25 protein-coding genes are annotated in these 25591 nt (G+C 59.8%); 15 read left to right on the forward strand and 10 right to left on the reverse strand.

Translation table 11 applies throughout. The features are described 5' to 3' along the window. A complete protein-coding gene (locus QKW60_RS14820) occupies positions 1–1008 on the reverse strand; it encodes a GlxA family transcriptional regulator (protein WP_282369808.1) in 1008 nt (335 codons plus the stop codon). Between the two features lie 127 nt (positions 1009–1135). Between QKW60_RS14820 and QKW60_RS14825 the strand changes: the two genes are divergently transcribed. Further along, on the forward strand, positions 1136–1765 hold the full coding sequence (locus QKW60_RS14825; protein ID WP_282369809.1) for a helix-turn-helix domain-containing protein: 630 nt from the start codon (positions 1136–1138) through the stop codon (positions 1763–1765). A gap of 3 nt (positions 1766–1768) precedes the next feature. Here QKW60_RS14825 and QKW60_RS14830 read toward each other — a convergent pair whose 3' ends face one another. From QKW60_RS14830 to QKW60_RS14845, 4 genes are all read right to left on the reverse strand, one after another. Beyond that, positions 1769–2809: a heme-dependent oxidative N-demethylase family protein gene (locus tag QKW60_RS14830; RefSeq protein WP_282369810.1), complete on the reverse strand. Its 1041-nt coding sequence runs from the start codon at positions 2807–2809 to the stop codon at positions 1769–1771. Between the two features lie 11 nt (positions 2810–2820). Beyond that, positions 2821–3786, reverse strand: coding sequence for a PDR/VanB family oxidoreductase (locus tag QKW60_RS14835; protein WP_282369811.1), 966 nt, complete (start codon positions 3784–3786; stop codon positions 2821–2823). Further along, entirely contained in the window at positions 3783–4391 is a 609-nt protein-coding gene (gene dmmA / locus QKW60_RS14840; RefSeq protein ID WP_282369812.1) for a dimethylamine monooxygenase subunit DmmA, read from the reverse strand. Before dmmA ends, QKW60_RS14835 begins: the two co-directional genes overlap by 4 nt. Positions 4392–4463: 72 nt before the next feature. Further along, complete coding sequence (locus QKW60_RS14845; protein ID WP_282369813.1) at positions 4464–5603, reverse strand: aminomethyl transferase family protein; 1140 nt, start codon at positions 5601–5603, stop codon at positions 4464–4466. A 375-nt stretch (positions 5604–5978) separates the two neighbouring features. On the opposite strand from QKW60_RS14845, the gene QKW60_RS14850 reads away from it, so the two are divergent. The 6 genes from QKW60_RS14850 (at position 5979) to glnT (ending at position 12020) form a co-directional block, all read left to right on the forward strand. After that, the gene (locus QKW60_RS14850) at positions 5979–7349 is read left to right on the forward strand and encodes an ammonium transporter (protein WP_282369814.1); all 1371 of its coding nucleotides are present in this window, start codon (positions 5979–5981) and stop codon (positions 7347–7349) included. A 12-nt stretch (positions 7350–7361) separates the two neighbouring features. Next, positions 7362–7577: a hypothetical protein gene (locus tag QKW60_RS14855; protein WP_282369815.1), complete on the forward strand. Its 216-nt coding sequence runs from the start codon at positions 7362–7364 to the stop codon at positions 7575–7577. 125 nt (positions 7578–7702) lie between these two features. Then, the gene (locus QKW60_RS14860) at positions 7703–8599 is read left to right on the forward strand and encodes a class II glutamine amidotransferase (RefSeq protein WP_282369816.1); all 897 of its coding nucleotides are present in this window, start codon (positions 7703–7705) and stop codon (positions 8597–8599) included. A gap of 2 nt (positions 8600–8601) precedes the next feature. Beyond that, positions 8602–9285, forward strand: coding sequence for a GXGXG domain-containing protein (locus tag QKW60_RS14865; protein WP_282369817.1), 684 nt, complete (start codon positions 8602–8604; stop codon positions 9283–9285). 10 nt (positions 9286–9295) lie between these two features. Then, entirely contained in the window at positions 9296–10636 is a 1341-nt protein-coding gene (locus QKW60_RS14870) for an FMN-binding glutamate synthase family protein (protein WP_282369819.1), read from the forward strand. Between the two features lie 76 nt (positions 10637–10712). After that, positions 10713–12020, forward strand: coding sequence for a type III glutamate--ammonia ligase (gene glnT / locus QKW60_RS14875; protein ID WP_282369821.1), 1308 nt, complete (start codon positions 10713–10715; stop codon positions 12018–12020). 345 nt (positions 12021–12365) lie between these two features. On the opposite strand, the gene QKW60_RS14880 is transcribed toward glnT, so the two are convergent. Then, positions 12366–13250 (reverse strand): LysR family transcriptional regulator, encoded by an 885-nt coding sequence (locus tag QKW60_RS14880; protein ID WP_282369823.1) that lies wholly within the window; start codon positions 13248–13250, stop codon positions 12366–12368. Positions 13251–13445: 195 nt separating this feature from the next. Between QKW60_RS14880 and dctP the strand changes: the two genes are divergently transcribed. The 4 genes from dctP (at position 13446) to QKW60_RS14900 (ending at position 17084) form a co-directional block, all read left to right on the forward strand. Further along, on the forward strand, positions 13446–14429 hold the full coding sequence (gene dctP, locus QKW60_RS14885) for a TRAP transporter substrate-binding protein DctP (protein WP_282369824.1): 984 nt from the start codon (positions 13446–13448) through the stop codon (positions 14427–14429). 71 nt (positions 14430–14500) lie between these two features. Beyond that, complete coding sequence (locus QKW60_RS14890; protein WP_282369825.1) at positions 14501–15010, forward strand: TRAP transporter small permease; 510 nt, start codon at positions 14501–14503, stop codon at positions 15008–15010. Next, positions 15010–16311 carry a TRAP transporter large permease gene (locus tag QKW60_RS14895; RefSeq protein WP_282369828.1) on the forward strand — a complete coding sequence of 434 codons (1302 nt, stop codon included), beginning with the start codon at positions 15010–15012 and terminating at the stop codon, positions 16309–16311. The genes QKW60_RS14890 and QKW60_RS14895 overlap by 1 nt, the downstream gene beginning before the upstream one ends. Continuing rightward, positions 16311–17084 carry an alpha/beta fold hydrolase gene (locus QKW60_RS14900; protein WP_282369829.1) on the forward strand — a complete coding sequence of 258 codons (774 nt, stop codon included), beginning with the start codon at positions 16311–16313 and terminating at the stop codon, positions 17082–17084. The genes QKW60_RS14895 and QKW60_RS14900 overlap by 1 nt, the downstream gene beginning before the upstream one ends. A 522-nt stretch (positions 17085–17606) precedes the next feature. On the opposite strand, the gene QKW60_RS14905 is transcribed toward QKW60_RS14900, so the two are convergent. Beyond that, a complete protein-coding gene (locus QKW60_RS14905; protein ID WP_282369830.1) occupies positions 17607–18368 on the reverse strand; it encodes an IclR family transcriptional regulator in 762 nt (253 codons plus the stop codon). Between the two features lie 309 nt (positions 18369–18677). On the opposite strand from QKW60_RS14905, the gene QKW60_RS14910 reads away from it, so the two are divergent. From QKW60_RS14910 to QKW60_RS14925, 4 genes are all read left to right on the forward strand, one after another. Then, entirely contained in the window at positions 18678–19811 is a 1134-nt protein-coding gene (locus tag QKW60_RS14910) for an iron-containing alcohol dehydrogenase (protein ID WP_282369832.1), read from the forward strand. A 71-nt stretch (positions 19812–19882) separates the two neighbouring features. Next, positions 19883–20977 (forward strand): TRAP transporter substrate-binding protein, encoded by a 1095-nt coding sequence (locus QKW60_RS14915; protein WP_282369834.1) that lies wholly within the window; start codon positions 19883–19885, stop codon positions 20975–20977. Positions 20978–21068: 91 nt separating this feature from the next. Further along, positions 21069–21677 carry a TRAP transporter small permease subunit gene (locus QKW60_RS14920; RefSeq protein WP_282369835.1) on the forward strand — a complete coding sequence of 203 codons (609 nt, stop codon included), beginning with the start codon at positions 21069–21071 and terminating at the stop codon, positions 21675–21677. Next, the gene (locus QKW60_RS14925) at positions 21674–23035 is read left to right on the forward strand and encodes a TRAP transporter large permease (RefSeq protein ID WP_282369837.1); all 1362 of its coding nucleotides are present in this window, start codon (positions 21674–21676) and stop codon (positions 23033–23035) included. Before QKW60_RS14920 ends, QKW60_RS14925 begins: the two co-directional genes overlap by 4 nt. 323 nt (positions 23036–23358) lie before the next feature. On the opposite strand, the gene QKW60_RS14930 is transcribed toward QKW60_RS14925, so the two are convergent. The 3 genes from QKW60_RS14930 to QKW60_RS14940 form a co-directional block, all read right to left on the reverse strand. Continuing rightward, positions 23359–23868, reverse strand: a complete 510-nt coding sequence (locus tag QKW60_RS14930; protein ID WP_282369839.1) for an anthrone oxygenase family protein — start codon at positions 23866–23868, stop codon at positions 23359–23361. 67 nt (positions 23869–23935) lie between these two features. Beyond that, positions 23936–24346, reverse strand: a complete 411-nt coding sequence (locus tag QKW60_RS14935) for a DUF4345 domain-containing protein (protein ID WP_282369840.1) — start codon at positions 24344–24346, stop codon at positions 23936–23938. 88 nt (positions 24347–24434) lie between these two features. Further along, positions 24435–25490 carry an MBL fold metallo-hydrolase gene (locus QKW60_RS14940; protein WP_282369841.1) on the reverse strand — a complete coding sequence of 352 codons (1056 nt, stop codon included), beginning with the start codon at positions 25488–25490 and terminating at the stop codon, positions 24435–24437. Positions 25491–25591: the final 101 nt, after the last annotated feature.

The following is a 25591-nucleotide window of genomic DNA, read 5'->3' on the forward strand; positions in this document are numbered from 1 at the left end:
CTATATCGTCGGCAAGGGACGGCCTTCTTCCACCCGAAGGCGGTTGATCTGGGCGCGGTCCTCATTCGGGCTGACGCCGAATTCCTGCCTGTAATGGCGTAGCAGGGGTACGACGGTTTCATAGCCGACGGCCAATGCGATATGCGTCAGGTTCTGTTTGGAAAACAGAACCAGTTGCCGCGCGGCCTTCATACGCAGCGAGCGATAGTAGTGGGACGGACTTTGCCCGGTCGCCTTTTTGAACTGTCTTTCAAGCTGCCGTGTCGAAACCCCGGCCTCGCGCGCGACATCCTCGATGCCGACCGGCTCCGAGATTCTCGACGAGAGGATTTCAACGGCTTTTGCGACCGAGCCTGGCAGGGAATCCTCAGTGCTGTCACGGCGATAGGTCGGTATTTTCTGGCGCACACCCCGACCGCGGACGAGGGGGTGTTGAAACCAGCACGCGACCTCTGTTGCTGCCTCACTTCCCAGTCGTTCCTCGATGAAATATAACATCAGATCAAAGGCAGCGGCGGCACCCGACACCGTGTACCGGTTGCGATCGAAGACGATGACATCGTCCCGCATCGCGATGGCCGGAAACTCCGCAGCGAACGCTGCTTCGTAGCACCAGTGAACCGAACATTCATGGTCATCCAAGAGACCCGCGCGGGCCAGTGGGAAGACGCCGCCGCTGACTCCACCCATCGCCACGCCGTGCCGCGCGAGCCGACGCAATTTCCCTTCCGCAGTTTTCCGGTCGGCGAAGTTCGTTGCCGGACCGCTGAGCAGGAACAGATAATCGATGCCGTCCGCTTCGGCCAGGGAATAACCGGGATCAAAGCCGACGGCCGCGCTCGATTCCACCCGTTCGCCATTCTCGGAGAGGATTCTCCATGCAAAGGCCTGGTGCCCGACGATCTCGTTCGCGGCCCGCAGCGGTTCGATCATTGACGTCAGGCACGACATCGGAAAACCCGGGAAGACGAGCAGGCCGACGGTCGTGACGTGTTGAATTTGCTTCATAGGATTTATACTATCAGGAAACACGCCGGATCATTGGGGATTTTGTCAACCAGGACGGCGACACGCTATCGAAGTGGTCGGCGGCGCGTTCTGAAGGACAGGCAGAGATGATTTTGCGAGGCGGGATATGAGTGCGGCACTTTTGGATCAGGACCCCCACCGTGTACGGGAAGAGCGTGAGAATATTCTGGAAGTGGCTATTGGCCGCGAAGTCAGGGCGTTTCGTCATCAGGCTGGCATAACCGTGGCTGAGTTGTCCAAGCGTACCGGGCTGTCGGTCGGAATGCTTTCCAAGATCGAAAATGGCAACACGTCGCCGTCCCTGTCCACGCTTCAGGCATTGGCTCATGCAATGAGCGTGCCAATCACTGCATTCTTCCGTCAGTTTGAAGATGTGCATCATGCTATTCATACCAAATCTGGCGAAGGCGTCGAGATCGAACGGCGCGGCACACGGGCCGGACACCAGTACAACCTACTCGGCCATCTCGGGTCAAACTCGACTGGCGTGATCGTGGAGCCCTACCTCATCACGCTCAGTTCCGACGCTGATGTCTTTCCCACTTTCCAGCATGAAGGCATCGAGATGCTGTACATGCTCGAAGGAGAGGTCGATTATCGGCACGGAAAGCACGTTTATCCGCTTAAACCGGGCGATACGCTGTTTTTCGATGCCGATGCACCGCACGGTCCGGAGGTTCTGGTCAAACTGCCTGCACGGTACCTTTCGATCATCTCCTACTCGCCCGGTAAATAGCGGTCAGTCCGGCCAAACGCCGGGCGAGGTCGGTGAGCCGTCGTCGAATTTCGACAGATAGTCGACGATTATCGGCCGGTTGCGGATGAACCCCTTATAGGTTGCAAGTTCTTCGGGCAGATCGCGGATCACCCGGTGCAGGCGGCGGCCCCATTTCGGCACGGTCACGAGGTCTTCCAGCCGGATCAGGTAGCAGCGGATCGGGAAGACCAGCGCGTTCGAGCGCGGCAGGCGGAAGAAGGTCTGCAACTCGACCCGCAGATGCTGTTTTTCACCGCAGTTCTCCGGCGTCAGCGTGGTCTTCTGGATACCCCATTTGTGATAGTTCTCAGGGCTCGTATCCAGCAGCGGGTTGACCGTCATGGTCCAGTTCAGCCGCCGCGCGGGCGCGCCTTGCTGGATGTTGAGAAGGAATTTCAGCGCCCGTTTGAACACACCCATTTCATGGGCGAGCGGCACTGGCGCGTGCCATTCGAAAAAGTTCATGCCGATGTCGAAATCGAGCGACCAGTCGGCCTGCGTCGTCACCATACCGGCATCCATCCACAGATTGTCGTCGCGCTGATCCAGCACCGCGAAATCACCCTGGGTCTGGCGGGTGATGTATTCCATCGGCCCGTAGGGCAGCGTGGTTTCGTCCATGAAGACGAATTTCTGGTCAATGCCCATGGGCTTGTTGATCCAGTGCCAGTTGTTGCCATCGCGGTGAAGTTCGAAGAGGTCCGGGTAGTCCTCAGACTTCGCGACCATGATCAGTTCCAGCAGGTCCCAGCCCGCCAGCGTCATATGCGGCAGCGACTGGCAGCGCAAAGGGTCTTCGGCCAGAACGATGGCCCGGTCTTTCATCTCCGAGACATAGTGTTCGTCGACATCGAAACGGTTTTCATAGACCGAGCCTTCGCGCCCGCCCTTATGCGGTTCCATGTTCACCGAATACATGTAGCTGTCTTCGTGGAACGGGAACGGAAAGCGCCGGATCGCCCATTCGGAATTGCGGAACGTGTAGGTGTCGCGGAACGTCTCGTCGCGGAATTGGATGCTCATTTCCCAGTCTCCTAGCGGTCCAGGACCAGTTTCTTGCCCTCGAAGCGGCTGACGCAGGGCATGATCTTGCCGCAGCCCTTGCGCTGGTCGTCCTCCAGCCAGTGGTCGCGGTGAATGAAGGTGCCGTCATGTTCCAGCACATCGGTTTCGCACTGCCCGCAGGCACCGCCACGGCAGAGATAAGGCGCATCGACGCCCGCCGCCTCAATGGCTTCCAGCAGGCTTTGATGTTCGCCGACTTTCACGGTCTTTTTCGACTGGGCGAGATAGACCTCGAACGGCTTGCCTGATTGCGGGGCGAGGAATTCCTCGGAATGCACGGCCTCATCCGGCCAGCCCAAACGCCTGGCGGTATCCAGCACCCAGTTGATCATGCCCTTCGGACCACAGACATAGACATGCGTGCCCAAGGGCTGGCCGTCCAGCAGATGCTCAAGGTCGATCGCCTGCTTCTGGTCGTCGTAATAGATATGGACGTGTTCGGGGTGCTTTTCGGTCAGCTCATCGATATAGGACCCCAGCGCCTTCGTCCGCACCGAATAATGCAACTCAAACCGACCGTTCATCGCCGAAAGCTGCTTGATCTGGGCCAGGAACGGCGTGATGCCGATACCGCCCGCCAGCATCAGATGCTTTTTCGCACGCAGGTCGAGCGAGAAGAGGTTGACCGGATAGCTCAGCACCATCTTGTCGCCGGGCTTCACGTTCCGGTGCATGAAAAGTGACCCACCCCGCCCCTGATCGTCGCGCCGGACCGAGATCGTATAGGCGCTCTGGTCGCGCGGGTCGGACATCAGCGAATAGGGGTTCAAGCGGGTGATATCGCCGTCCTTCATCTCGACGACGGTATGGGCGCCGCCCGAGAAGGTCGGCAGCGGCCCGCCATCGGTGCGGACAAAGCGGAAGCGTTTCACCAGGTCGTTGACCTCGACCACATCGGTGACGGTCACGGCGATCTTTTCGGTTCCGGCGCTCATTTGTACAGCTCCACCGGTTCGGGCACCTCGCCGGGATCCTCGGCGTCGATGCAGACGCCCTGAAACGCGGCCAGACGGCGGGAATAATGATCGCGGACGAAGAGGTTCAGCCCGCAATGCGAACAGACGAAGGGATCGGTCATCACGTCTTCGGTGATGCCCTTGCAGTGGACGCATTGCATGCGCCGCGCGACGGATCCGCGATGTTCGGTCTGGATCGCCGAATGTGGGATCCCGGCGCTGACGGCTTCCTGCATCGCCTGACCCATCAGGCCCTCGGTCCCCGCAAGGTAAATCTGCAAGCCCATATGTGCGTCCGAAAGAATGCGCTGGAAGCGTTGGACGGAGGAACCATAACTTGGGCTAATGTGCAGGATCGCGGGTTTCAGCGCGGCGAGCTGGTCGGAATATTTTGTGCCTGTTCCCTTGGGGATGTAGATCACATGCGCCTTGGCCATCACGCCAGGATCGGCCTTTGCCAGATCCAGTAGTGCCTCTGCCCCCTCGGCATCGGCGATCATCAGATGTGACTTGCCGGGTCGCGGTTCCAGCGTTCCGTAGACGGGCCTACTGGTAATCGAATCAGGAAAATTGAACTTGGACATATCGCGGATGTCTTCCTGTCTTGCGTCGTCATGGAGAAAGGGGCCACGAAGGGCAGCCCCTTTCGTTCGAAGTCAGCCCTTGACGGTACGGCGCTTCTTTTCGACGTCGTAGAACGGCATCGAATGGGTCGTGGCCGCGATCTCGCCATGTGTGTCGCAGCGGACGGTCAGCTTTGTGCCGTTGTTGGCGCAGTCCACGGGTACCCGTGCGATGGCGATATTGTGCTTATTGAGCGAAGAATACATCGCCTGCGTGACGACGCCGACCTGCTTGTCGCCTCGGAAGACCGGCGCGCCATTGCCCGGCGCACCGGTACCGTCGAGCTTCAGCCCCCAGATCTTGAAGCGTTCCTTGCCTTTCAGCCGGTAATGCTCCTCCGCGCCCCGGAAGCCGGTCTTGCCCGGCGAGACGGTGAAGTCGAGCCCAAGTTCCCACAGCGTATCGCCGGGGCCCTCATCCTCGAACGGATACATCTCGGAATTGTCGTAGGGGAAGAACAGAAGGTAGCTTTCGGTCCTGAGAAGGTCGAGCGTCGTGAAGCGGCAGGGGATGATCCCCATCGACGCGCCTTCCTCCAGGATGCGGTCCCAGATCGTCGGGGCGTCCTGCCCCCGGCAGAAAAGCTCATATCCACGCTCGCCGGTATAGCCGGTGCGTGAGATCATGACCGGGAAGCCGAACAGAGAAGTCTGCATATGGCTGAAGTAGTTGAGGTTACGAATGCCCTCGACATGCTTTTGCAGATAGTCCACCGCCAACGGCCCCTGCAACGAAAGGTCGTGCAGGTTGTCATCGAAGCGGATGGAGACATCGCGGCCGGTCGCGGCCATGGTCAGTTGCTCATGCGCGCTGCCTGAACCGTGAACGACCATCCAGCTGTTGGGACCCATCCGGTAGATGACGCAATCGTCGACAAACTTGCCTGCGTCATTCAGCATCGTGGCATAGACTGACCGGCCCGGCATGATCTTTTCAACATTGCGAGTCGTCGCGCGGTCGATGACGTGGCTGGCGGCGGGACCGGTGATGTGCACCTTCTTCAGGCCCGAGACATCCATCAGGCCTGCCTTGGTGCGGATCGCCAGATATTCCTGTTCCGGGTCACCCTTGCTGTAGGACCACGCCGTACCCATTCCACTCCAGTCCTCAAGGTCCGAGCCGAGCGCGCGGTGACGGTCGGCAAGCGCCGAAAACCTCCATGATGCTGTCATTTGTATCTCCCTGATGCGTCTTCAGATTGTGGATGCCAGTTCTCGGTGTGACCTGGCTTTTCGTCGGTATTCTGTCGCGAATCCCCCGTTTGGCAGCGAAGAATTTTGCCGGGCGATGGCCCGAATTCTTGAAGGCAAGCGCTCTTTGAAAGGCAGGATGGCTGTATCCCATGCGCCCAGTCAAGAAAAAAAGTTTCCCACGAGGATATCTACATTCTCAGACACAACAGCCCTGCACATTGTTGTGCAATCCTCTTTGAACCCAACGGGGAAGTGCTGAAAATTTCATCAAAGGAATAATTGTTGACTTGATTGCCCGCCTGCATGTTCAATGTCCGGAAACAATAACCACTGCAGCGAACGGGGAGAATGAAAGTGGACGGAAATCTAAACGCACTGACGACAGTGTTCACCGAGTTCTATTACTGGGTAACTGTCGTATTCATGTTTCTCATCCATGTGGGCTTCTGCATGTATGAGGTCGGCGCGAGCCGCCGGCGTAACCATATGCACACGCTGATGAAGAACGTGATGATCATTCCCTTGGTCACGGTCACATTCTTCTTCTTTGGCTGGTGGATCTATTGGGCCTTCCCCAATGCCTTCCCAGGCATGGGCGGTATCGGATGGGAGGCCGGCGCCCCCTATGCACCGTGGTCCGAAAACATGGGCACCCATCTTGGCGACCGTATCACCGGCGTCTTCTGGGCAGCCTTCCTGCTGTTTTCCTGGACTGCGGCCTCCATCGTCTCGGGTTCGGTGATCGAGCGCATCCGCTCCAGCGCCCTTTGGCTGCATGCGGTGATGATCGGTTCGGTCTGGTGGATCATCGACGCCGCCTGGGGCTGGCACTGGGACGGCTGGATGGTCAAGGTTCTGGGCTATCACGATGCCTATGCATCCGGCGTCATCCATGCCATCGCGGGCGGCTATGCGCTGGGCGTGATCATGGTACTGGGGCCGCGGATCGGCAAGTTCGCCGCCGACGGTACACCGCGCGATATCCCGCCGCATAACCCGTGGATGCTGACCATCGGTCTCTTCCTGATCTATACCGGGTTCTGGGGCTTCTACGCGGCCTGCAACGTGCCGATCATTGCGCCTGAAGTGATCGATGGCCAGATCGTCGGGACTACCTGGACGGCGACGAACATCTATCTGGCACCGACGACATTGTCGGCCATCACCTTCAACTTCCTGATGTCCTTGTCGGGCGGATTGATGGCAGCCTATATCGTATCCAAAGGCGATGCGTTCTGGACCTTCTCGGGCGGTCTTGCAGGGGTCATCACGGCGTCGGCCGGGAATGACCTTTACCACCCGATCCAGGCCATGCTTGTTGGCGCGGTCGGTGTCGTGATCGTCTACAAGCTGCACTACTGGGTTGAGCGCAAGTTCAAGCTGGACGATGCAGTGGGCGCGGTCGCGGTGCACGGTTATTCCGGCGTCATCGGCCTGATCCTTGCGGGCTTCCTTCTTTGGGGCGCGCCGTCCTCACCCTATGAAGGGTATGCGACGATCAATCCGATCGGCAACACCATTGGCGCGGCGATCATGTTCGGCCTTCTGGGCTTCCTGCCCGGCTGGGTTCTGGCCAAGATGCAGGCCGCCGCAGGCGTGCTGCGCATCCCCGAAGAGGTGGAACTGCAAGGTCTCGATTACGCCGAGCATCACGCCTACGAGGATGCCGTGCACACGATCATCGAGGCCGACAAGGCGCATCTTGCGTCCCGCGTCAAAGCATAAGGAGAGCGCATCATGTCTACGATTGGTTACGATAGCTGGGCAGTGGATCTTGCCGAGGTTGGCGCGGTCTATCCCTTCCAGGGCACTGAAACGTTCATGTTTATCCTAGGTCTGGTGTTCTGGATTGGCTGGCATCGCGTTCAGTATGTCCGCGAAGGCAAGCACTTGGATGAAGCCCGCAAGATGGGCGATGCCGAGAAGGTTGCTAAAATGTTGGAACGGTACTGACCGTTCCCTTTCCGGGCGGGTTCACAGCCCGCCCGGATATTCTGACGTGAATATTTGTTTCTTCATAGTTGATAGGCTGAAAACTTCCTGCTAGCTTTTCGAGGCACTCAGAAGGGAATCAAAACATGTGCGGAATCGTCGGATTATTCCTCAAAGACAAAGCACTTGAACCGCAGCTCGGCGCGCTTCTCACCGATATGCTGATCACGATGACGGATCGTGGGCCGGACAGTGCCGGGATCGCGATTTACGGCACGGATGCGGACGGGAATTCCAAGCTGACGGTGCAGTCGCCGAACCCGGACGCGGATTTCAAAGGGCTGGCCGCTGAGCTTGGGAAAGCCATCGGCACCAAGGTCGCGCAGCGCGACAAGGACACCCATACGGTTCTAGAGATGCCCGCCGAAAAGATTGCCGAGGCGCGCGAGGCGCTGAAGACGCTTCGCCCCGACACGCGGGTGATGAGCACCGGCGATACGATGGAGATTTATAAGGAGGTCGGCCTGCCCAAGGATGTGGCCTCCCGCTTCGACGTCGCGAAGATGAGCGGCACGCATGGCATCGGCCATACCCGCATGGCGACCGAATCCGCCGTCACTACGATGGGCGCGCATCCCTTTTCCACCGGGTCGGATCAGTGCCTTGTCCATAACGGTTCGCTCTCCAACCATAACAGTCTACGCCGTCAGCTTGCCCGCGAGGGCATCCTGACCGAGACGATGAACGACACCGAAGTCGGCGCCGCCTACCTGACATGGAAGATGCGCGAAGGTGCCACGCTGGGCGAGGCGCTGGAAAGCAGCCTCGACGATCTCGACGGGTTCTTCACCTTCGTCGTCGGCACCAAGGACGGGTTCGGCGTGGTGCGCGATCCCATCGCCTGCAAACCGGCCGTCATGGCCGAGACCGATCAATATGTCGCCTTCGGCTCGGAATACCGGGCGCTGGTGAACCTTCCCGGCATCGAGACCGCAAGGGTCTGGGAGCCGGAGCCCGCAACCGTATATTTCTGGAACCACTGAACATGCAGACAATCGACCTTGAGGCCACGGGGCTGCGCGATCTTAACGCAACGCTTCAGGCGCAGAGCGCCGATACCAACCAGACCGCCTGGGAAATCGTCAATGCAAAGGGCAGCCATGCGCTGGCCGTCGGGCTGGATGCACCGATCGACGTAACCGTGAAAGGCTCCACCGGCTACTACTGCGGTGGCATGAACAAGCAGGCGACGATCCGCATCCACGGCTCGGCGGGGCCAGGCGTGGCCGAGAACATGATGTCCGGCACCGTGATCATCGAAGGTGACGCCAGCCAATATGCAGGGGCCACCGGGCATGGCGGCCTCCTGGTGATCAAGGGCAACGCCTCATCCCGCTGTGGCATATCGATGAAGGGCATCGACATCGTCGTGCAGGGAAATATCGGACATATGTCGGCCTTCATGGCGCAATCCGGCAACCTTGTCGTCTGCGGCAATGCTGGCGATGCTTTGGGCGACTCGCTCTACGAGGCGCGGCTTTTCGTGCGTGGCACCGTAAAAAGCCTTGGCGCCGATTGCATCGAAAAAGAGATGCGGCCCGAACATCTGGAGATTCTGCGCGACCTGCTCGATCGTGCCGGGATCGATGCAAAGCCTGAAGAGTTCAAGCGCTACGGCTCGGCCCGCAAGCTTTACAACTTCGACGTCGACAACGCGTCGGCCTACTAAGGACATGGCAATGAAAGATAAAATTGATCGCAAGATCCCACAGACGGTGCCGCGCCAGTCCTGGACCTTCTCGAACGAAATCAACTCCGAAATCCGCCGTGCGGCAGCGACGGGTATCTACGATATCAGGGGCGGTGGCGCGAAACGGCGGGTGCCGCATTTCGACGACCTGCTGTTTCTCGGGGCCTCGATCAGCCGCTATCCGCTGGAAGGCTACCGCGAGAAATGCGGAACGAATGTGACGCTGGGCACGAGGTTCGCACAGAACCCGATTGAGCTTGATATCCCGGTGACCATCGCGGGTATGTCATTCGGTGCGCTTTCTGGCCCGGCCAAAGAGGCTTTGGGCAGAGGCGCGTCGGCGGCGGGTACATCCACGACGACCGGCGATGGCGGCATGACGCCCGAGGAACGTGGGCATTCCTCGAAACTCGTCTATCAATATCTGCCTTCGCGCTACGGGATGAACCCTGACGATCTTCGTAAGGCCGACGCGATTGAGGTCGTGGTCGGTCAGGGCGCGAAACCCGGTGGCGGGGGTATGTTGCTGGGCCAGAAAATCTCCGATCGGGTCGCGCAGATGCGCAACCTGCCGAAAGGGATCGACCAGCGGTCGGCTTGTCGGCATCCGGACTGGACCGGACCGGATGATCTGGAAATCAAGATCCTTGAACTGCGTGAGATCACCGGCTGGAAAGTGCCCGTCTATATCAAGATCGGCGGCACGCGACCCTACTACGATACCGCGCTTGCGGTGAAGGCCGGGGCCGATGTCGTGGTGCTGGACGGGATGCAGGGCGGTACGGCGGCGACGCAGGACGTCTTCATCGAACATGTCGGCCTGCCGATCCTCGCTTGTATCCACGGCGCGGTGAAGGCGCTGCAGGACCTTGGCATGCACCGCAAGGTGCAGCTCATTGTCTCGGGCGGTATCCGTACCGGGGCTGATGTGGCGAAGGCCATGGCTTTGGGCGCGGACGCGGTGGCCATCGGCACGGCTGCACTGATCGCGCTTGGCGACAACGACCCGCACTGGGAAGAGGAATACCGCAAGCTTGGCACCACTACCGGCGCCTATGACGACTGGCACGAAGGCAAGGACCCGGCGGGCATCACCACGCAGGACCCTGAACTGATGGCCCGCTTCGACCCGATCGAAGGCGGTCGGCGGCTGAAGAACTACCTGAAGGTGCTGACACTTGAGGCGCAGACTATCGCGCGGGCCTGTGGCAAGAACCATCTGCACAATCTGGAGCCGGAAGACCTTTGCGCCATCACGATGGAGGCGGCGGCAATGGCCCGTGTCCCCCTTGCCGGGACCGACTGGTACCCCGGAAAAGGCGGTTTCTGAACGATTCGAATTGCGGGCGCGATCCACAAGGGTCGCGCCCTTCACAAATCAAAAACAGGGAAAGGAAAAGCAGACCATGGCGACAGATCTGGCGGCTTTTGCAAAAAAGAACGGCGTAAAATACTTCATGATTTCCTACACTGACCTCTTCGGCGGCCAGCGCGCCAAGCTGGTCCCTGCCGAGGCGATCGCGGACATGCAGAAGGACGGCGCCGGCTTTGCCGGCTTTGCCACATGGCTCGATCTGACGCCGGCCCATCCCGACATGCTCGCCGTTCCCGACCCGGAATCGGTCATCCAGTTGCCTTGGAAGCCCGAGGTCGCCTGGCTCGCTTCGAACTGCATCATGGAGGACAAGGAGGTCAATCAGGCGCCACGCAATGTGCTGCGCAAGCTGATTTCCGAGGCCGCCGAGGAAGGCATGCATGTCAAGACCGGGGTAGAGGCGGAGTTCTTCCTCCTGACCCCTGACGGAGAACAAATCTCCGATCCCTACGACACGGCAGCAAAGCCCTGCTACGACCAGCAGGCGGTGATGCGCCGCTACGACGTGATCAAGGAGATCTGCGACTATATGCTCCAGCTTGGCTGGGGCCCTTATCAGAACGACCACGAGGATGCGAATGGCCAGTTCGAGATGAACTGGGAATTCGACGATGTGATGGCCACGGCGGACAAGCATTCGTTCTTCAAGTTCATGACCAAGTCGGTCGCGGAAAAGCACGGGCTGCGCGCAACCTTTATGCCGAAACCCATCAAGGGGCTGACCGGCAATGGCTGCCACGTCCATATCTCGGTCTGGGACAAGGCGGGCAAGACCAACGTCTTTGCCGACAAGTCGAAGGAACTTGGCCTGTCGGACAAGGGCCGCAACTTCCTTGGCGGGATCATGAAACACGCCTCGGCACTTGCCGCGATCACCAATCCGACGGTGAACAGCTATAAGCGGATCAACGCGCCACGGACGATTTCCGGGGCGACATGGGCGCCGAACACCGTGACCTGGACGGGCAACAACCGCACCCATATGGTGCGGGTCCCGGGGCCCGGACGGTTCGAGCTGCGCCTGCCCGACGGGGCGGCAAACCCCTATTTGCTTCAGGCGGTCATCATTGCCGCCGGTCTCGACGGCGTGCGCAGCAAAGCCGATCCGGGCAAGCGTTGGGACATCGACATGTATGCCGAGGGACACAAGGTGAAAGGCGCGCCGAAGCTGCCATTGAACCTTCTCGACGCCTTGCGTGAATATGACAAGGACAAGTCGCTCAAGGCCGCGATGGGCGCTGATTTCTCATCCGCCTATCTGAAGCTCAAGCAGCAGGAATGGAATTCTTTCGTTTCTCATTTCTCCAGATGGGAGAAGGAGCACACGCTCGACATTTGAGTCCGGCTGCGAACAGAGAGCCCCCGTTTATCACGGGGGCTTTTTTGTCGCTCAAGCCCCTACAGCCGATGCCTTCGTTCCGACTGAATGAAAACAAGTGATGACCGAGGGCCGTCGCCGCAGCCGTGAACGCCATCCGTTACGCGGGACAGATCCCCAATTCGCCGACCTCGTGCCGAAGACCGCTGTAGGCGCTTCGCGACCGTGGCGCGGCACCTCGGATGCAAAATCGACCTTCCCCGCACCTGCGATGCAGCAAGTGGAAAATCAGCCAGCTGTCATTGGCTGCGCCTCACAACAACGGCAACATCGTAAGGCAAGATGATGCGGTCATTGCACGACCGCCTAAAGTGTTTCCCAAACGTCGCGGCCTGTCTTGTCAAGACGATCGGGTGAGCAGAAGAGCGTGAGTGTCAGCGTGGCTTCCCAGCTTTCACCACCCACACGCGCGATCCGCCCATCCGCTATCTCGTCGGCAACGACACTCTCGGGAAGCCATGACACTCCGCTGCCCGACAGTGTCCGGCGCTTGATCGCCTCTGTAAGCGCGTCCATGTAGCACAGCGCAAGCGGCGGTTCGCGGCGTCCGATCGTCTGGTCGACCACCGTGCCGAGAAAGCTGGAAGGATCATATCCCAGATAGGGCATTGGCGCGACGGTTGCAGTGTCCAGACTCCATCCGTACCGATGCGCGGCCTCAGCCTGAGCCACGGGGAAAATCTTCTCGGTGCCGACGTCTCTTCGCGCAAACTGCGCGCCGTCGAATATCGGCAGCACGTCCTGATGGCTATAGCACAGCAGGAAGTCGCAAGCGCCGTCCGACAGCATCTGGCAACAAGCGCGCAGGTTGTCCGAATAAACCCGGACGCGCAGGTTCGGGATGTCGCGCTCCATCTGGCCGATGCGGCGGGAAAGGTAGTTGACCGAGATCGTGTGCAACACCGCAAATCGCTGAAACGCAGTGACGCCCCGTTCCTGGGCGCGGATTGTCTGGCGGATATCGGTGATTTCCGCGATGGCGTTGCGGGCGACCGGCAGGAATTGTTGTCCGGCTTCTGAAAGCTGGACGGGATAGGTGGATCGCTTGATCAACGGCACGCCAATCCAGTTTTCAAGCGCTTTGATCCGACGGCTGAATGCTGGTTGAGTGATATTGCGCTCCTCGGCCGCCCGCGTGAAGTTCAGTGTCCGCGCGAGACAGACAAAGTCCTGCAGCCAGTTCAGGTCCATCTACGCCTCCCCCTTTTAGGGTGATGGTACATCTCCGACAGAATTATGCAAATTCAGTATAGTTGGATGACATGTTTGAATTGGCGCGGTTTGTCTGAGCCTGCGTAGACTTGCTGACAGGCTGCGCCCGGCGCAGTTGGCAAGGGCCATCGGTATCAACGACTGTCGAAAGGCCTGCTAGAACAGGAGAGGACCATGACACCGAAATTCATCAATACAGGTGCGCTCGCCATCGCGACGATGGCCGCATTACCTGCCGCAGCCGAGACCACGGTACGTCTCAGCACTTACGTTAACGAAGCCGATATCCGCTACGAAGGCTTTACGCATTTTGCCAGTCTCGTCGCCGAAAAGACCGGGGGTAGCGTTAAGATCGAGGTATTCCCGTCGGCGACACTCCACGGCTGGTCAGAAGGCGTTGACGCGCTTCAGGGCGGTGTCTCGGACATTTCATGGATCAACGCGGACAACCGCCTGCCGTGCTACGCCGTGACGTCGCTCTATCCGGCACTCATCGATCTGTCCGAGCAGCCGAAGCTGGATGCGGATTATGCCAATCTCATCCGTGATGAGGCCGCCCAGCAGGGCCTCGTACCGCTCATCAACTCGAACTATTCCTATGACCAGGAGTGGTGGTTCGAGGAGCCGATGGACGACATCGGCAAGCTGGATGGCAAGCTTGTCCGCTCGATCGGCCCGCTCGTGTCCATGATGATTGAAACCTGGGGCGGCGAGCCGGTGTTCGTGGCGCCGAAGGAAGTGTTCCAGTCCGCCGAACGCGGTGTCGTCGACGGCATCAACATGGGTGTCGCGACCTATTCATCCTGGAAGCTCTGGGATGTCATGCCGCACATGGTCAATGCGAACCTGTTCTACGGCAACATCATCTACATGATGAACAAGGACAAGTTCGACGCCCTTACCCCCGAAGAACAGGCCGCGATGACCGAGGCAGCCGCAGAGACCGAGGTTTGGCTTCAGCCGAAATACGAGGGCTGGGTTGATGAGCAGGTTGCGGCCGCAGTTGCCGCAGGCGGCACGGAAGAGAACCTGTCGGCCGAGACCAGTGCTGCCCTGATCGCCAGTGTCAAGGACACATGGGACGTCACTGTTGACGAGGCTTGCGGCGCCGAACTGGCGGGTGAAATCCGCACCCTTCTGGCAAGCCACGCTCCCTGAGCGGAGCATTTCCTGGCGGCTCCGGACCGTTCCGGGGCCGCCTGTAATCTCTCTGCCGAAAGAGGCTTATCATGGATGAGCGTTTGGACCGCCTGATCCGTAGCGTGGAACGGATCGTTGTCTGGGCAGCCGCTGCCGGTGGCATTATCGTGCTGATCCAGATGCTCTGGATATCCTACGGCGTATTCACCCGCTACGGATTGGGCAAGCCCGACCGGCTGGTGACCGAGGCAACCGCGCTCCTGCTGTTCCCGGTTGCCTTTGCCGGCCTCGCCTTCGCGCTTCGTGAAGACGCAATGCCGAAAGTGACAATGCTGATCGACCGCTTCTCGCAGCGGGTCCAGCACATCTTCGCGATCATCAATCACGTCATCATGCTGGGTGTCGGCGTCTTCTTTGCCTATGCCGGTGTCAGCGCCACGATCCGCTCCTTCAACTCGGGCGTTGCATCCGAAATCCTGCACTGGCCGCGCTGGTGGTTCTGGGCTCCCGGCGCTGCAGCGCTTGTGCTGTTCGCAATTTACGTCGCGCTCAGGCTCACTCGTCTGTTTATGACCATCGCCGCGGAAGGAGAGGTCTGATGGAATGGTATACTGTCGGCCTCGGGCTCTTGGTCCTTCTGATGTTCTTCATCGTCATCGGCCTGCCGATCCCCTTCGCCCTTGCCGCCGCATCGCTGCCCTTTCTGTGGGACATCCAGGGGTGGAGTACCTCGGTCGTGTCGTCCGAACTGAAACTCTGGGGGGTGTGGATCGACTACATCCTTTTGGCGGTTCCCTTGTTCGTCTTCCTAGGAGAACTCATAGGAAAATCGAATATCGGGCCGAACCTTTACCAGTTCCTGCATCAGGGTGTCCGGCTCAGGGGCTCTGCCGCGTACGGCTCAATCGGCGCGAGTGCCGGTTTCGGCGCGGTCTGCGGATCGTCGATGGTCGGCGCACTGACCATCGGCGGCGTCGCACTGCCCGAGATGTTGCGCCTTGGCTATGGAAAGCGGCTGTCATCAGGTGTTCTCGCTGCGGGAGGTACGCTGTCGGTTCTGATCCCGCCGAGCCTGATCCTGCTGTTTTACGGTATCGTCACGGATCAGAGCATCGGTGATCTCTTCATCGCGGGCGTCATCCCGGGGATCATACTTGTCAGCGGCTTTGTCATCGTGGTGCTGATCTGGGACAGGATGCGACCCGAGGACATTCCGTCGAGCGAAGACGCCGTGAAGATGCCGTTTATGATGATCCTGAACACCGTCGGACCGGTGGTCCTGATCGGTCTCGTGATCACGGTGGCAATTTATGCCGGGATCGCGACGCCGACCGAGGCGGCGGCTGTGGCGGCTCTCCTGACGGTCATCCTGGCCTTTGGCGTCGGCGGTCTGACCTGGCAGGCATTCAAGGATGCTCTGTTTTCCACGATGCGGACGATGGGATATCTCGGCCTTCTTCTGTCAGCCGGCGTGCTCTTCGGTTTCGTCCTGACCTATTACCGGGTGCCGCAGCAATTCACTGAACTGTTCCTGTCCTTCGATCTGTCGCCCTATACCGTGCTGGCGATTGTCATCGTTTTCTACATCGTGCTGGGCATGTTCCTTGAGCCGGTTTCCATGACGTTCATCACGCTTCCGACGATCTTTCCCCTGATGGCAGCAGCGGGGTTCGACCTGATCTGGTTTGGCGTCGTGTACACGATCACCATGGAGATCGCGGTGCTGACACCGCCAGTGGGGCTGAACCTCTACGTCATTCAGGCTATCAGCCGGGATCAGGTGAGCATCGGCGATGTCATCATGGGCTGCCTACCCTTCATCGGGGCGATGGTGCTTTTGATCCTGATCCTGATTGTGGCGCCGGACGTGGCGCTCTGGCTTCCGGAACAAATGCGGTGATGAACGGTCTGCCCTATCTCCGTGCCGGAAACGGACCGCCATTTGTTCTGGTCCACGGCTATCTCGGCGGAGCGGAGCAATGGCATCGTGAGATGGACCATTTCTCCGACCGGTATGACGTGATCGCACCAAACCTGCCAGGCTTCGGCGCGGCGGCTGATCGTAGGGGGTGCGACACAATTGTCGGAATGGCAGAGGCGGTCTACGGGCTGCTCGACGAACTGGCGGTCGACGATTTCACCCTGCTTGGCCATTCCATGGGCGGCATGATTGTTCAGGAGATGGCGCGGATGCGACCGCAGAGCGTGTCGCGACTCATTCTCTACGGGACAGGGCCGCTTGGCTTGATGCCGGACCGGTTCGAACCGCTGGCCACATCGCGCGAACGCCTGCTGTCAGACGGGGTCTCTGCGACGATTGCCCGGATCGGCGCGACCTGGTTCAAAAGAGGTGCCGATGCGGGAGGTTACCCGCTCGTGACCGAAATCGGCGCGCGCGCGGTTTGCCAAGCGGCCGAGGCTGCACTCGGCGCGATGGCGGACTGGGACGGACGCGCGGCGCTAAAGCACCTCAACATTCCAACCCTCGTGGTTTGGGGCGATGCCGATCGTTCCTATCGTTGGCCGCAGGTCGAGACGCTTTGGACCAATCTGCCAGATGTGCGTCTGTCGGTCATTCCCGGCGCGGCACATGCGGCACATCTTGAGAAGCCTTCATTGTTCCATTCTCTGATTGAAGATTTCCTCTCAGAAACTGCGCCTGTGGAGTGCTAACACTATTACTGAAGGGATGGCCCGGCGGCGAAAGGTCGACACACAAGGATTCCCCGAGTTCGAATTACCGGAGGCCGAGATATGTGGAGCGTCGGCAGTGGACTGGGAGCAGTCATTGGCCCACCCGTGAAAGGGCGACTTTCAGGGCTGCACCTTGGGTTTGCGTTCTTCTCGCAGCCTCAGATCCGCCCGCACAACCTCGCTCACCGATCAGCTGCGACGTCGCGAAGTCGCCCTTCGATAAAGCCGGTGAAGTGGTCCCCGAGCGCCTCCGACGTGTACTTGGTCATGTATTGCCGCCTGCGGCAAAAGATGTCCCGATAAATACTGCTCTTCAGCTCAGCCATGCTGGGTAGTATGACCTCGCCGACATGCTGTTGGTGCTGGGGTGGCACGTAGCTCTGGACATTCACGACCCGCACGGCTTTCCGAGACCCGCTGATCTGTAGCTTGTGACCGTTCGCGGTTCGGTTGTCCGGACACATGCTTACATCGCACCCATCTGCGACGAGTAGTGTTTGGTCACCCGAGCATGCAGGCCTTTAGCTTTCCCGCTATGTCGATCATCACGGGAATGTCTTTTTCCAGATCGCCGATCGTTTTTCGTGTTGTCAACGCATGGGTCGAGAGGCAGGCAACGAGTGCTCCGCTATCGGCGTAGATCGGCACTGCGGCGCCGACCATATCGTCGAACCACTCTTCCCGGTCGAGGGCGAACCCGTCCTTTCGGATGCGGGCCAGTTCCTCCCCGAAGGTGGCCTGATCAGTAATCGTGCCGCGCGCTGACCCCTTCTCAGCGATCCGGTCGAAGATGCCCGATGCGACATCGGGCTCCAGCGACGACAGGTACAGCTTGCCCGAGGCGCAGCAATGCAGGGGCAGCGGCGCACCGACCTTGAGGTTGACCTGAAACGGCCAGTGTGATTCCAGCCGGTCGAAATAGATCAGCTTGGTGCCATGCGGGATCGACAGGCTGACGGTTTCGCTAAGCACCTCGGAAAGCTTCCGCATGAGCGAGCGGCGTTCGGTTACCTTTGGTTCGTATTGCAGGCTGTTCAGCACCAGATTGCGGAACCGTTCGCCGGGCATGTAGTGGCCTGATGTATGGGCGACGATGAACCGTTCCTCGCATAAGGTATCCAGCCAGCGATAGATCGTCGGTGCAGGAATCCCCAGGCTTTGCGACAACCGCGTCGCCGTCGCCGCCTCGGGATTCAGACAGATCGCCTCGATGATCTCAAGAACGCGTCGGGGAGAGTTGCGGGTGTTCTTCTGCTCGGTCACGGCATGTCTTTCTGCAGTCTTGGCTGAAGGGTCAGCCATCTGGCAATGCGCTTTGGAAAACACATTGCCATCAGGGTTTTGTCGGGCGCGTCTGGCCGGTGGCCAAGGCGGTTCGGAGAAAATAGCTGCGCCCCGAGAGTGCGGCAAGGGTGGGTGAATGTCAACTAAATGGGAATTATTCTATCGTTTAGTTGACATGCGGGAGGATCGGCCCTTACCCTTGAGCCATCGGATGCAACGCTGCGAACTGGCGGCGGCATCGAAGGGGGGACGATGCGAAGCTCGGTCCGCATATGCGCACCACGGTTCATGACTGTTGGCAAAGGCGCTCTGGACGGAATTCCGGTGATCCTCACGCGGATGGGCGGGGTAAGAAACCCACTAATCGTGACCGACGCGTTCATGGTGTCCTCAGGCGTGGCCGGGCGGGTTCAGGAGCTTCTGATTTCGGTCGGGCTGACATCGGCGGTCTTCGACAAGGTGCTGCCCGATCCGACCGATACAATCGTGCTGGCCGGGATCGAAATGCTGGAAGCAGGGGGCCATGACGCAGTGATCGGGCTTGGCGGCGGCAGCCCCATCGACGCCGCCAAGGCGATTGCGGTGATGGCCGCAGGCAGCCGCGATATTCAGGATTACCGCCCGCCCAAGCAATCGGATGAAGCCGGGTTGCCGATGCTGGCCATTCCGACAACCGCCGGAACCGGATCGGAAGTGACCCATCACGCGGTCATCATTCATGACGCGACGCGCGAAAAAATCTCATGCCGGGGCGAGGGCTTCGTTCCGACCGCCGCCATCGTCGATTATGAGCTGACCCTGTCAAAGCCCAGACGGCTGATCGCGGATAACGGGCTCGATACGCTGACCCATGCGATCGAGGCCTATGTCAGTCGCAAGGCGACGCTATATTCCGACCGGCTGGCTCTTGACTGCATGCGTCTGGTGGCGGGCAATCTCGATGCCGCCTATCGTGACCCCGAAAACATGTCCGCGCGTGAGGCGCTGATGCTGGCCGCGACCTTTGGCGGTTTGGCTTTCTCTAACGCCTCAATCGCGCTTGTCCATGCGATGAGCCGCCCGTTGGGCAGCCTCTTTCACGTCCCTCACGGGATGAGCAATGCGATGCTGCTGCCGTCGGTCACCGCCTATTCGAAATCCGACGCATTAGGGCGCTATGCCGATTGCGCCCGGGTGATCGGGATGGCGGGGGACAAGGACAGCGACGCGGCAGCGGCTGACGCGCTGGTCGAAGGGCTTTACGCCTATAACCAGCGGCTCGACGTGCCGACCCTGTCGGGTTTCGGCATCGACCGGAACGCCTATCTGACAGCCGCCGGAAAAATGGCTGAGGATGCCGTCCGCTCGGGCGCACCGGCCAACAACCCCCGCATCGGAAATGTTGAAGAGATAACAGACCTCTACAACAAGGCATGGGCCTGAAGGCCAAGGGCCGAAACACCAAGGAGAGCTTTCGCGACCCACGACACAGAATTTCAATGGAGGAGACGAAGATGACAACCCTGACCAATACCCTTTCCCGCTACGGCCGTCGCGCCGTCGGCGTGGCGACCCTGTCGGCGCTGAGCCTTGGCGCGGCCGGTGTGATGACCACCGCCAGTGCGCAGGAAAAGATCCGCTGGAAGGTGCAGGCGACCTTCAACACCGGCTGGCCGGCGCTTGGGGATCCGATTTCCCGAGTGTCGCAAATGCTGGAAGAGGCGACCGACGGCCGTATCATCCTGAAGGTGTTCGAGCCGGGCAAGATCGTCCCGCCCCTGGAAATCTCTCCCTCGATCAGCAATGGCAGCCTGCCTGCCGCCTACAACTATCTTGCCTACGATCAGGGCCGCATCCCCTCTGCGGTGCTGTTTTCCGCAGTCCCCTTCGGGATGGAGCCCTGGGAATATGCCGCTTGGTGGTTTGAGGGCGAAGGCCACGGGCTGGCCGAGGAAATCTATCACGCCCAGAACATCCACCCGCTTCTCTGCAGCACGATCGGGCCGGAAACCGCCGGCTGGTACCGCAAGCCGATCAACAGCCTCGACGACCTCAAAGGGCTGAAGATCCGCTTTTCCGGTCTCGGCGGCATGGTTCTGGACCGCATCGGCGCCTCGGCCACCCTGATGGCGGGGGGTGAGATCTTTGCGGCGTTGGAAAAGGGCACGCTGGATGCGACCGAATATTCGATGCCCGCTATTGATGAGATCCTCGGCTTTCACAAGATCGCCAAGTTCAACCTCTTCCCCGGCTGGCACCAGCCTTCAACCTCGACCCATCTTCTGATCAATCTTGATGAGTGGAACAAGATGTCACGCCCCGATCAGGCCCTGTTCGAAATGGCCTGCACCGCAGCGACAATGCGGGCGCTGACAACGGGCGAGGCGCTTCAAGGCGCGCAGATCAAGAGCTTTCCTGACAAGGGCGTGACAGCTGCCAAACTGCCGGACGACGTCATTCAGGAACTGAAGCGCGTGACGCTTGAGGTGATGACCGAAGAGGCAGCGAAAGATGCCGACTTTGCCCGGGTCTGGGAATCGCAGAAGGCGTTCCACGACGACTACCAGATCTGGAAGGAACTGGGTTACCTGCCGCGCGACTTCAACTAGCGGCCCGTCCACCCGAACGACTGCGGGCCATTCTGCCGGATACGGTGCAGGATGGCCCGTTGACTGATAGGCTGAGCCACGGGGAGGGCGCATGCGCAACGATGACGAAGACAGTGTGCATGGTGCTGTCGATGCAGGTGACCGGCCGCATCACGCGGCGGACCCGCTGCGCGACAACGGGTTGGCCCGTGCCATCGACCGGATGGTCGGGCTGATCGGCGAGGCATTCAGCTGGCTCTGGCTGGCTCTTCTGGTCGTGATCATCGCGAATGTCGTGCTGCGTTACGTCTTCAGCCAGGGCATGATCGAGCTGGAGGAACTGCAATGGTATCTCTATGCCGCCGCCTGGCTCGTCGGTCTGTCCTACACCTTCCTGTCGGACGGACATGTCCGCGTTGATGTGCTGCATGACCGGCTGTCGCTGAAGGCGCGCATGTGGTTGGAACTGATCGGCCTGACCGCGTTCTTCCTGCCATTCGTCTGCTTCGTTCTCTACTATGGAATGCCCTTCGTTGAGCTCTCTTGGCGCACCGGCGAAACCTCGACCTCGGCCAACGGACTCGGGGCGCGCTGGCTGATCAAGGGCTGCCTGCTGTTCAGCTTCGGACTTCTGTTTCTGGTCGGGCTGGCGCGACTGACGCGGGTGGTCGGAACGTTGAGGCATGGACCGGCCGAACCGGCGGTAGGGGCCTCAAGATGATCTCCGATCCTGCCCAGTACATGGCCATCGCGCTGTTCCTCAGCTTCGTCGTTCTGATTTTCACCGGCTACCCGGTCGCCTGGCTGATGGGTGGGCTTGCCGTCCTGTTCACGGCGATCTCGGTCCTGTCAGACACTTATCTAGACACGTTCTTTGGCGTCGACTGGGGGTACAGCTCCATCGTGATCGAACGCATCTATGCGGTGATGAACAATTGGGTTCTCGTAGCCCTGCCAATGTTCGTCTTCATGGGCATCATGATGGACAAATCGGGCATTGCCGAAGATCTGATGACCGATCTCGCCAAGCTCTTTGGCCGGGTGCGCGGTGGGCTGGCGATCACGGTCGTGGCCATCGGCGTGTTGCTCGCGGCCTCCACCGGGATCATCGGGGCGGCGGTCGTGCTTTTGGCCATTCTCGGCATCCCGCTGATGCTGAAGCACCATTACGACGCCGCGCTGGCCTGCGGCGTGGTCTGCGCGACCGGCACGCTCGGCATCCTCATCCCGCCCTCGATCATGCTGGTTCTCATGGCCGACCAGATCAGGGTTTCGGTCGGTGACCTATTCATGGGTGCGATGCTGCCCGGGCTGATGCTGGGCGGGCTCTATGGATTGTTCATCCTGATCTATGCATGGCTGCGGCCGTCGGCTGCTCCCGCGCCTAAGGATGCCGAGCCTGTGACCCTCGGCCTGTTCCTCAATGTGTTGAAGTCCACGATCCCGCCCGCGCTGCTGATCGTGGCGGTTCTTGGCAGCATATTCTTCGGCATCGCCACACCGACCGAGGCCTCGGGTGTCGGCGCTCTCGGGGCGACCCTGCTGGCGCTGCTGCGCGGACGGCTCAACTTTTCGGGCCTGCAAGAGGTGCTTCTCGGCACGATGAAGACGACGTCCTACATCTTTGCCCTCTTTGTCGGGGCGACGGCTTTCGCACTGGTCCTGCGTGGTTTTGGCGGGGATGAGTTGATCGAGGATGCGCTGACCAGCCTGCCGTTTGGTCCTGACGGCATCGTCGTCGTTATCCTCTTTGTCGCGTTTTTGCTTGGATTCGTGCTCGACTGGATCGAGATCACATTGATCCTACTGCCGCTGATCGCACCAGTTCTCGTTGGTCTCGACGTCGATCTCATCTGGTTCGCGGTTCTCTTCGCGGTCACGTTGCAGACATCATTCATCACCCCTCCGGTGGGGTTTGCGCTCTTCTACATGAAAGGCGTGGCACCGAAGGGAGTAACGACTTTGACGATTTATCGTGGGATCATTCCCTTCATGCTTATCCAGTTACTCGCAGTTTTGTTGATCTACGTCTTTCCAAGACTCGCGACCTGGCTGCCGGAGGTTGCTTACGGTCTATAGGATCAGCCGCGTCTGGCGACGTGTACCCCGGACGATGCAGACCAGGATCTGCCCAACCTCAAAGGTTTGAACCGCCACTCGCATTTCCCCGGCGAGTCATACTCGCGCGGGATATCGTCTTGTGGAACAGCTTAAAATTTCCTTTGTGCGTATGGCCGAAGTGTGTGGAAGGCATCGGAGGGCACGGCGATCGCCCCTGTCCAGAATCTGACGGCCAATTCGACGATGAAGTATGTGCCCGTCAGCCACGCAGAAATGACCAAGACCTTTCCTGCTGCATTTCCGTGCTGAGTTTTGGGTAGTGTCTCTTTTGATGGTCGTTCTTAAGCCGGTTGAACTTGCGTTTGTGTCAGCCAGATGAGGCCGACAAGCAGGAGTGCGGCCGACACCGTTGACGCAACAGTGCGCACGGTGTTCCAGAAGGTCCAGCGCGGCACGTAAGTTTGCAACCAGTAGTCCCGCGTCACCTCTGTGGACAGGTCCTTACCCGCAAGCGCTTCGTTCATCGGTAAGTTGAACATGATTGTGACGCCGAAGCAGCCGATAAGGTAAACGACGGCTGCCGACAGGATCAGCAGACCCGATGGACCGCTCAGATTGATCCACGCATACCCGGCCATCACGAGGGAAATGGCCGCCATGCCGAGGAATAGTGCCATGAACACCCAGCGGAACACTTCGCGGTTGATTGCCTGCATGGCTTCGACGCCGCCACTTCCGCTGGCAAGGGCCAAAGACCGCATGATGAAGTCGGAGAAGGCAAGAAAGACGCCCGCGACCAGTGCATATGCGACGATGGCGAATTGAAACAAGAAGAAGATGACAGGTGACATGGTTCGGGTCCTTTTCGGGGGAAAGATGCGGCGAGAGCTTGGCTGTCCCGCCGCAAGGAAATGATGTTCAGCGTGCGGCAAGGCCGCCGACGGCTGGACCGGTGCCGCGCCGGAACGCGAACAGGCACAGCCCGGCGATCGCGAGTTCCAGACCCAGCGCGGCAAGGATGCCGCCTGACGGCATTCCGTCGATCAGAAGACCCAGAAGGCGGCCCGTCGGGAAGGCGAGGAAGATGGTCAAGGCCACTACGACCGCGGCCTGCCGCAGCGAGGGCGTGACAATCCCGGCCAGTATGACGCCTCCGAAAGCGGCAAGACCGGCACCGGGCGCGCGCAGTTCGCTCAGAAGGCTGGGGCCGGGACCGAGAGCGATCCCGTAGCTTGCGTAGAACGCCTGAGGGGCGATCAGGATAAGGGAGCCGATGCCCAGTGTGGTGATGCCGGCGACGCCGAGCGCAATCTTTTGTATGTAAGTCATGTGGTTTTCCTTGATTTCAGGTGGATATGAGGATCGGGGCCGCGCTTGCACGCGCGTCCGGGAAACCGGAGCCGGCCCGATCCTCGTTTCAGTGCATGATCGCGTGCAGAACGACGGTTTCGCAGTGACTGTCCGCCCATAGGTCGACGACCGAAAGCGTTCCGTCCCATCGGTCAATGATCTCCACCGCGCATTCGTCACGGATCTCTTCCATGGTCAGGCGGTAAGCGAGGTTGCCGTGCTGGAACTCGGTCAGTTCCATATGCGCCATGAACCGATCCAGAAACTCCGGCCAGATCCCATTCACGGTATCCTTGACGTCATGCGCGTAATCACGGGCGGTCTCGACATCCTGCCGCGTCCCAAGCACCGAGACATGGCCTGAAAGGAAATGCTCGAAGTTGTAGGACAGGAACGTATCGAAGCTCGCCATGTAACCTTCGAGATTGCTGGTCGCTCCAAAGTTCATGAAAGGCGCTTCGCCTGGTGTAATCGTATCGACGGCCATGAGGAATTTCTGCTCTGGCAGGTAGATCATGACATCCGTGTCGTTGGCGTGGAAATTGGCCGCCTGGAGCTCAATCGGGACGCCGCCAATGGAAAGCGACAGGGCTTCTTCGAAGGTCTCGTTTGGTGTCAGGACGCCGCGCAAAGGATTACTGGCGAGGCTGTCGGCGCTGTCTTGCGCCGCGATGACCGTCAGCCCTTCGATATCGGCAAATGCAAAGCCCCCGCCATTGTGATCGGCATGCTTGTGGCTGAGCACGAAATGGGTGATTGGCACGCCCGGCGCGGATATCTCTATGGCCATCCTCAGGCGTTCGCCGTAGCTGGGCGGCGCGTCGAAGACGACGACGCCCTCATCGGTGACCAGAAAGGCGGATTGATAGATCAGGTCTGTCACGAAGAACAGGCCGGGCTCAATTTCGCTGACATGCAGGCCGAAATCGGTGTTGATCTGCGCCGCACGTTCCCGCATTGCAGGCAGTTCGGACGCGAAGTGACGGAAGCTATCGGGGTGATCGACTTCGGTGGAGATGGTGTTTGCCGGATTGTGCTCGTGGCCCACACCGGCCGTTGAGATGCCAGCTGACCCGAGGATAGCAAGGCAGGCAACTGCCGAAACGGAAGCAAAGTATCGCATGGAAGGTCTCCTCTGTTACGCGTGTGTTCAGAGGATTAGGCGAGTGGCCGCTGTCCGGTATTGACCCGACCGGCCAACTGTTTGACCGAACTTGCCAGATG

Origin of the sequence: Albidovulum aestuarii, from assembly GCF_029961185.1 — a bacterium.
In the GTDB taxonomy this organism is placed as follows: Bacteria; Pseudomonadota; Alphaproteobacteria; order Rhodobacterales; family Rhodobacteraceae; genus Albidovulum; species Albidovulum aestuarii.

Excerpts from the sequence above, each read along its gene's own strand:
- QKW60_RS14820 (WP_282369808.1), bottom strand. The coding sequence starts at position 1,008 with ATGAAGCAAATTCAACACGTCACGACCGTCGGCCTGCTCGTCTTCCCG.
- QKW60_RS14825 (WP_282369809.1), top strand. The coding sequence starts at position 1,136 with ATGAGTGCGGCACTTTTGGATCAGGACCCCCACCGTGTACGGGAAGAG.
- QKW60_RS14830 (WP_282369810.1), bottom strand. The coding sequence starts at position 2,809 with ATGAGCATCCAATTCCGCGACGAGACGTTCCGCGACACCTACACGTTC.
- QKW60_RS14835 (WP_282369811.1), bottom strand. The coding sequence starts at position 3,786 with ATGAGCGCCGGAACCGAAAAGATCGCCGTGACCGTCACCGATGTGGTC.
- dmmA (WP_282369812.1), bottom strand. The coding sequence starts at position 4,391 with ATGTCCAAGTTCAATTTTCCTGATTCGATTACCAGTAGGCCCGTCTAC.
- QKW60_RS14845 (WP_282369813.1), bottom strand. The coding sequence starts at position 5,603 with ATGACAGCATCATGGAGGTTTTCGGCGCTTGCCGACCGTCACCGCGCG.
- QKW60_RS14855 (WP_282369815.1), top strand. The coding sequence starts at position 7,362 with ATGTCTACGATTGGTTACGATAGCTGGGCAGTGGATCTTGCCGAGGTT.
- QKW60_RS14860 (WP_282369816.1), top strand. The coding sequence starts at position 7,703 with ATGTGCGGAATCGTCGGATTATTCCTCAAAGACAAAGCACTTGAACCG.
- QKW60_RS14865 (WP_282369817.1), top strand. The coding sequence starts at position 8,602 with ATGCAGACAATCGACCTTGAGGCCACGGGGCTGCGCGATCTTAACGCA.
- QKW60_RS14870 (WP_282369819.1), top strand. The coding sequence starts at position 9,296 with ATGAAAGATAAAATTGATCGCAAGATCCCACAGACGGTGCCGCGCCAG.
- glnT (WP_282369821.1), top strand. The coding sequence starts at position 10,713 with ATGGCGACAGATCTGGCGGCTTTTGCAAAAAAGAACGGCGTAAAATAC.
- QKW60_RS14880 (WP_282369823.1), bottom strand. The coding sequence starts at position 13,250 with ATGGACCTGAACTGGCTGCAGGACTTTGTCTGTCTCGCGCGGACACTG.
- dctP (WP_282369824.1), top strand. The coding sequence starts at position 13,446 with ATGACACCGAAATTCATCAATACAGGTGCGCTCGCCATCGCGACGATG.
- QKW60_RS14890 (WP_282369825.1), top strand. The coding sequence starts at position 14,501 with ATGGATGAGCGTTTGGACCGCCTGATCCGTAGCGTGGAACGGATCGTT.
- QKW60_RS14895 (WP_282369828.1), top strand. The coding sequence starts at position 15,010 with ATGGAATGGTATACTGTCGGCCTCGGGCTCTTGGTCCTTCTGATGTTC.
- QKW60_RS14900 (WP_282369829.1), top strand. The coding sequence starts at position 16,311 with ATGAACGGTCTGCCCTATCTCCGTGCCGGAAACGGACCGCCATTTGTT.
- QKW60_RS14910 (WP_282369832.1), top strand. The coding sequence starts at position 18,678 with ATGACTGTTGGCAAAGGCGCTCTGGACGGAATTCCGGTGATCCTCACG.
- QKW60_RS14915 (WP_282369834.1), top strand. The coding sequence starts at position 19,883 with ATGACAACCCTGACCAATACCCTTTCCCGCTACGGCCGTCGCGCCGTC.
- QKW60_RS14920 (WP_282369835.1), top strand. The coding sequence starts at position 21,069 with ATGCGCAACGATGACGAAGACAGTGTGCATGGTGCTGTCGATGCAGGT.
- QKW60_RS14925 (WP_282369837.1), top strand. The coding sequence starts at position 21,674 with ATGATCTCCGATCCTGCCCAGTACATGGCCATCGCGCTGTTCCTCAGC.
- QKW60_RS14930 (WP_282369839.1), bottom strand. The coding sequence starts at position 23,868 with ATGTCACCTGTCATCTTCTTCTTGTTTCAATTCGCCATCGTCGCATAT.
- QKW60_RS14935 (WP_282369840.1), bottom strand. The coding sequence starts at position 24,346 with ATGACTTACATACAAAAGATTGCGCTCGGCGTCGCCGGCATCACCACA.
- QKW60_RS14940 (WP_282369841.1), bottom strand. The coding sequence starts at position 25,490 with ATGCGATACTTTGCTTCCGTTTCGGCAGTTGCCTGCCTTGCTATCCTC.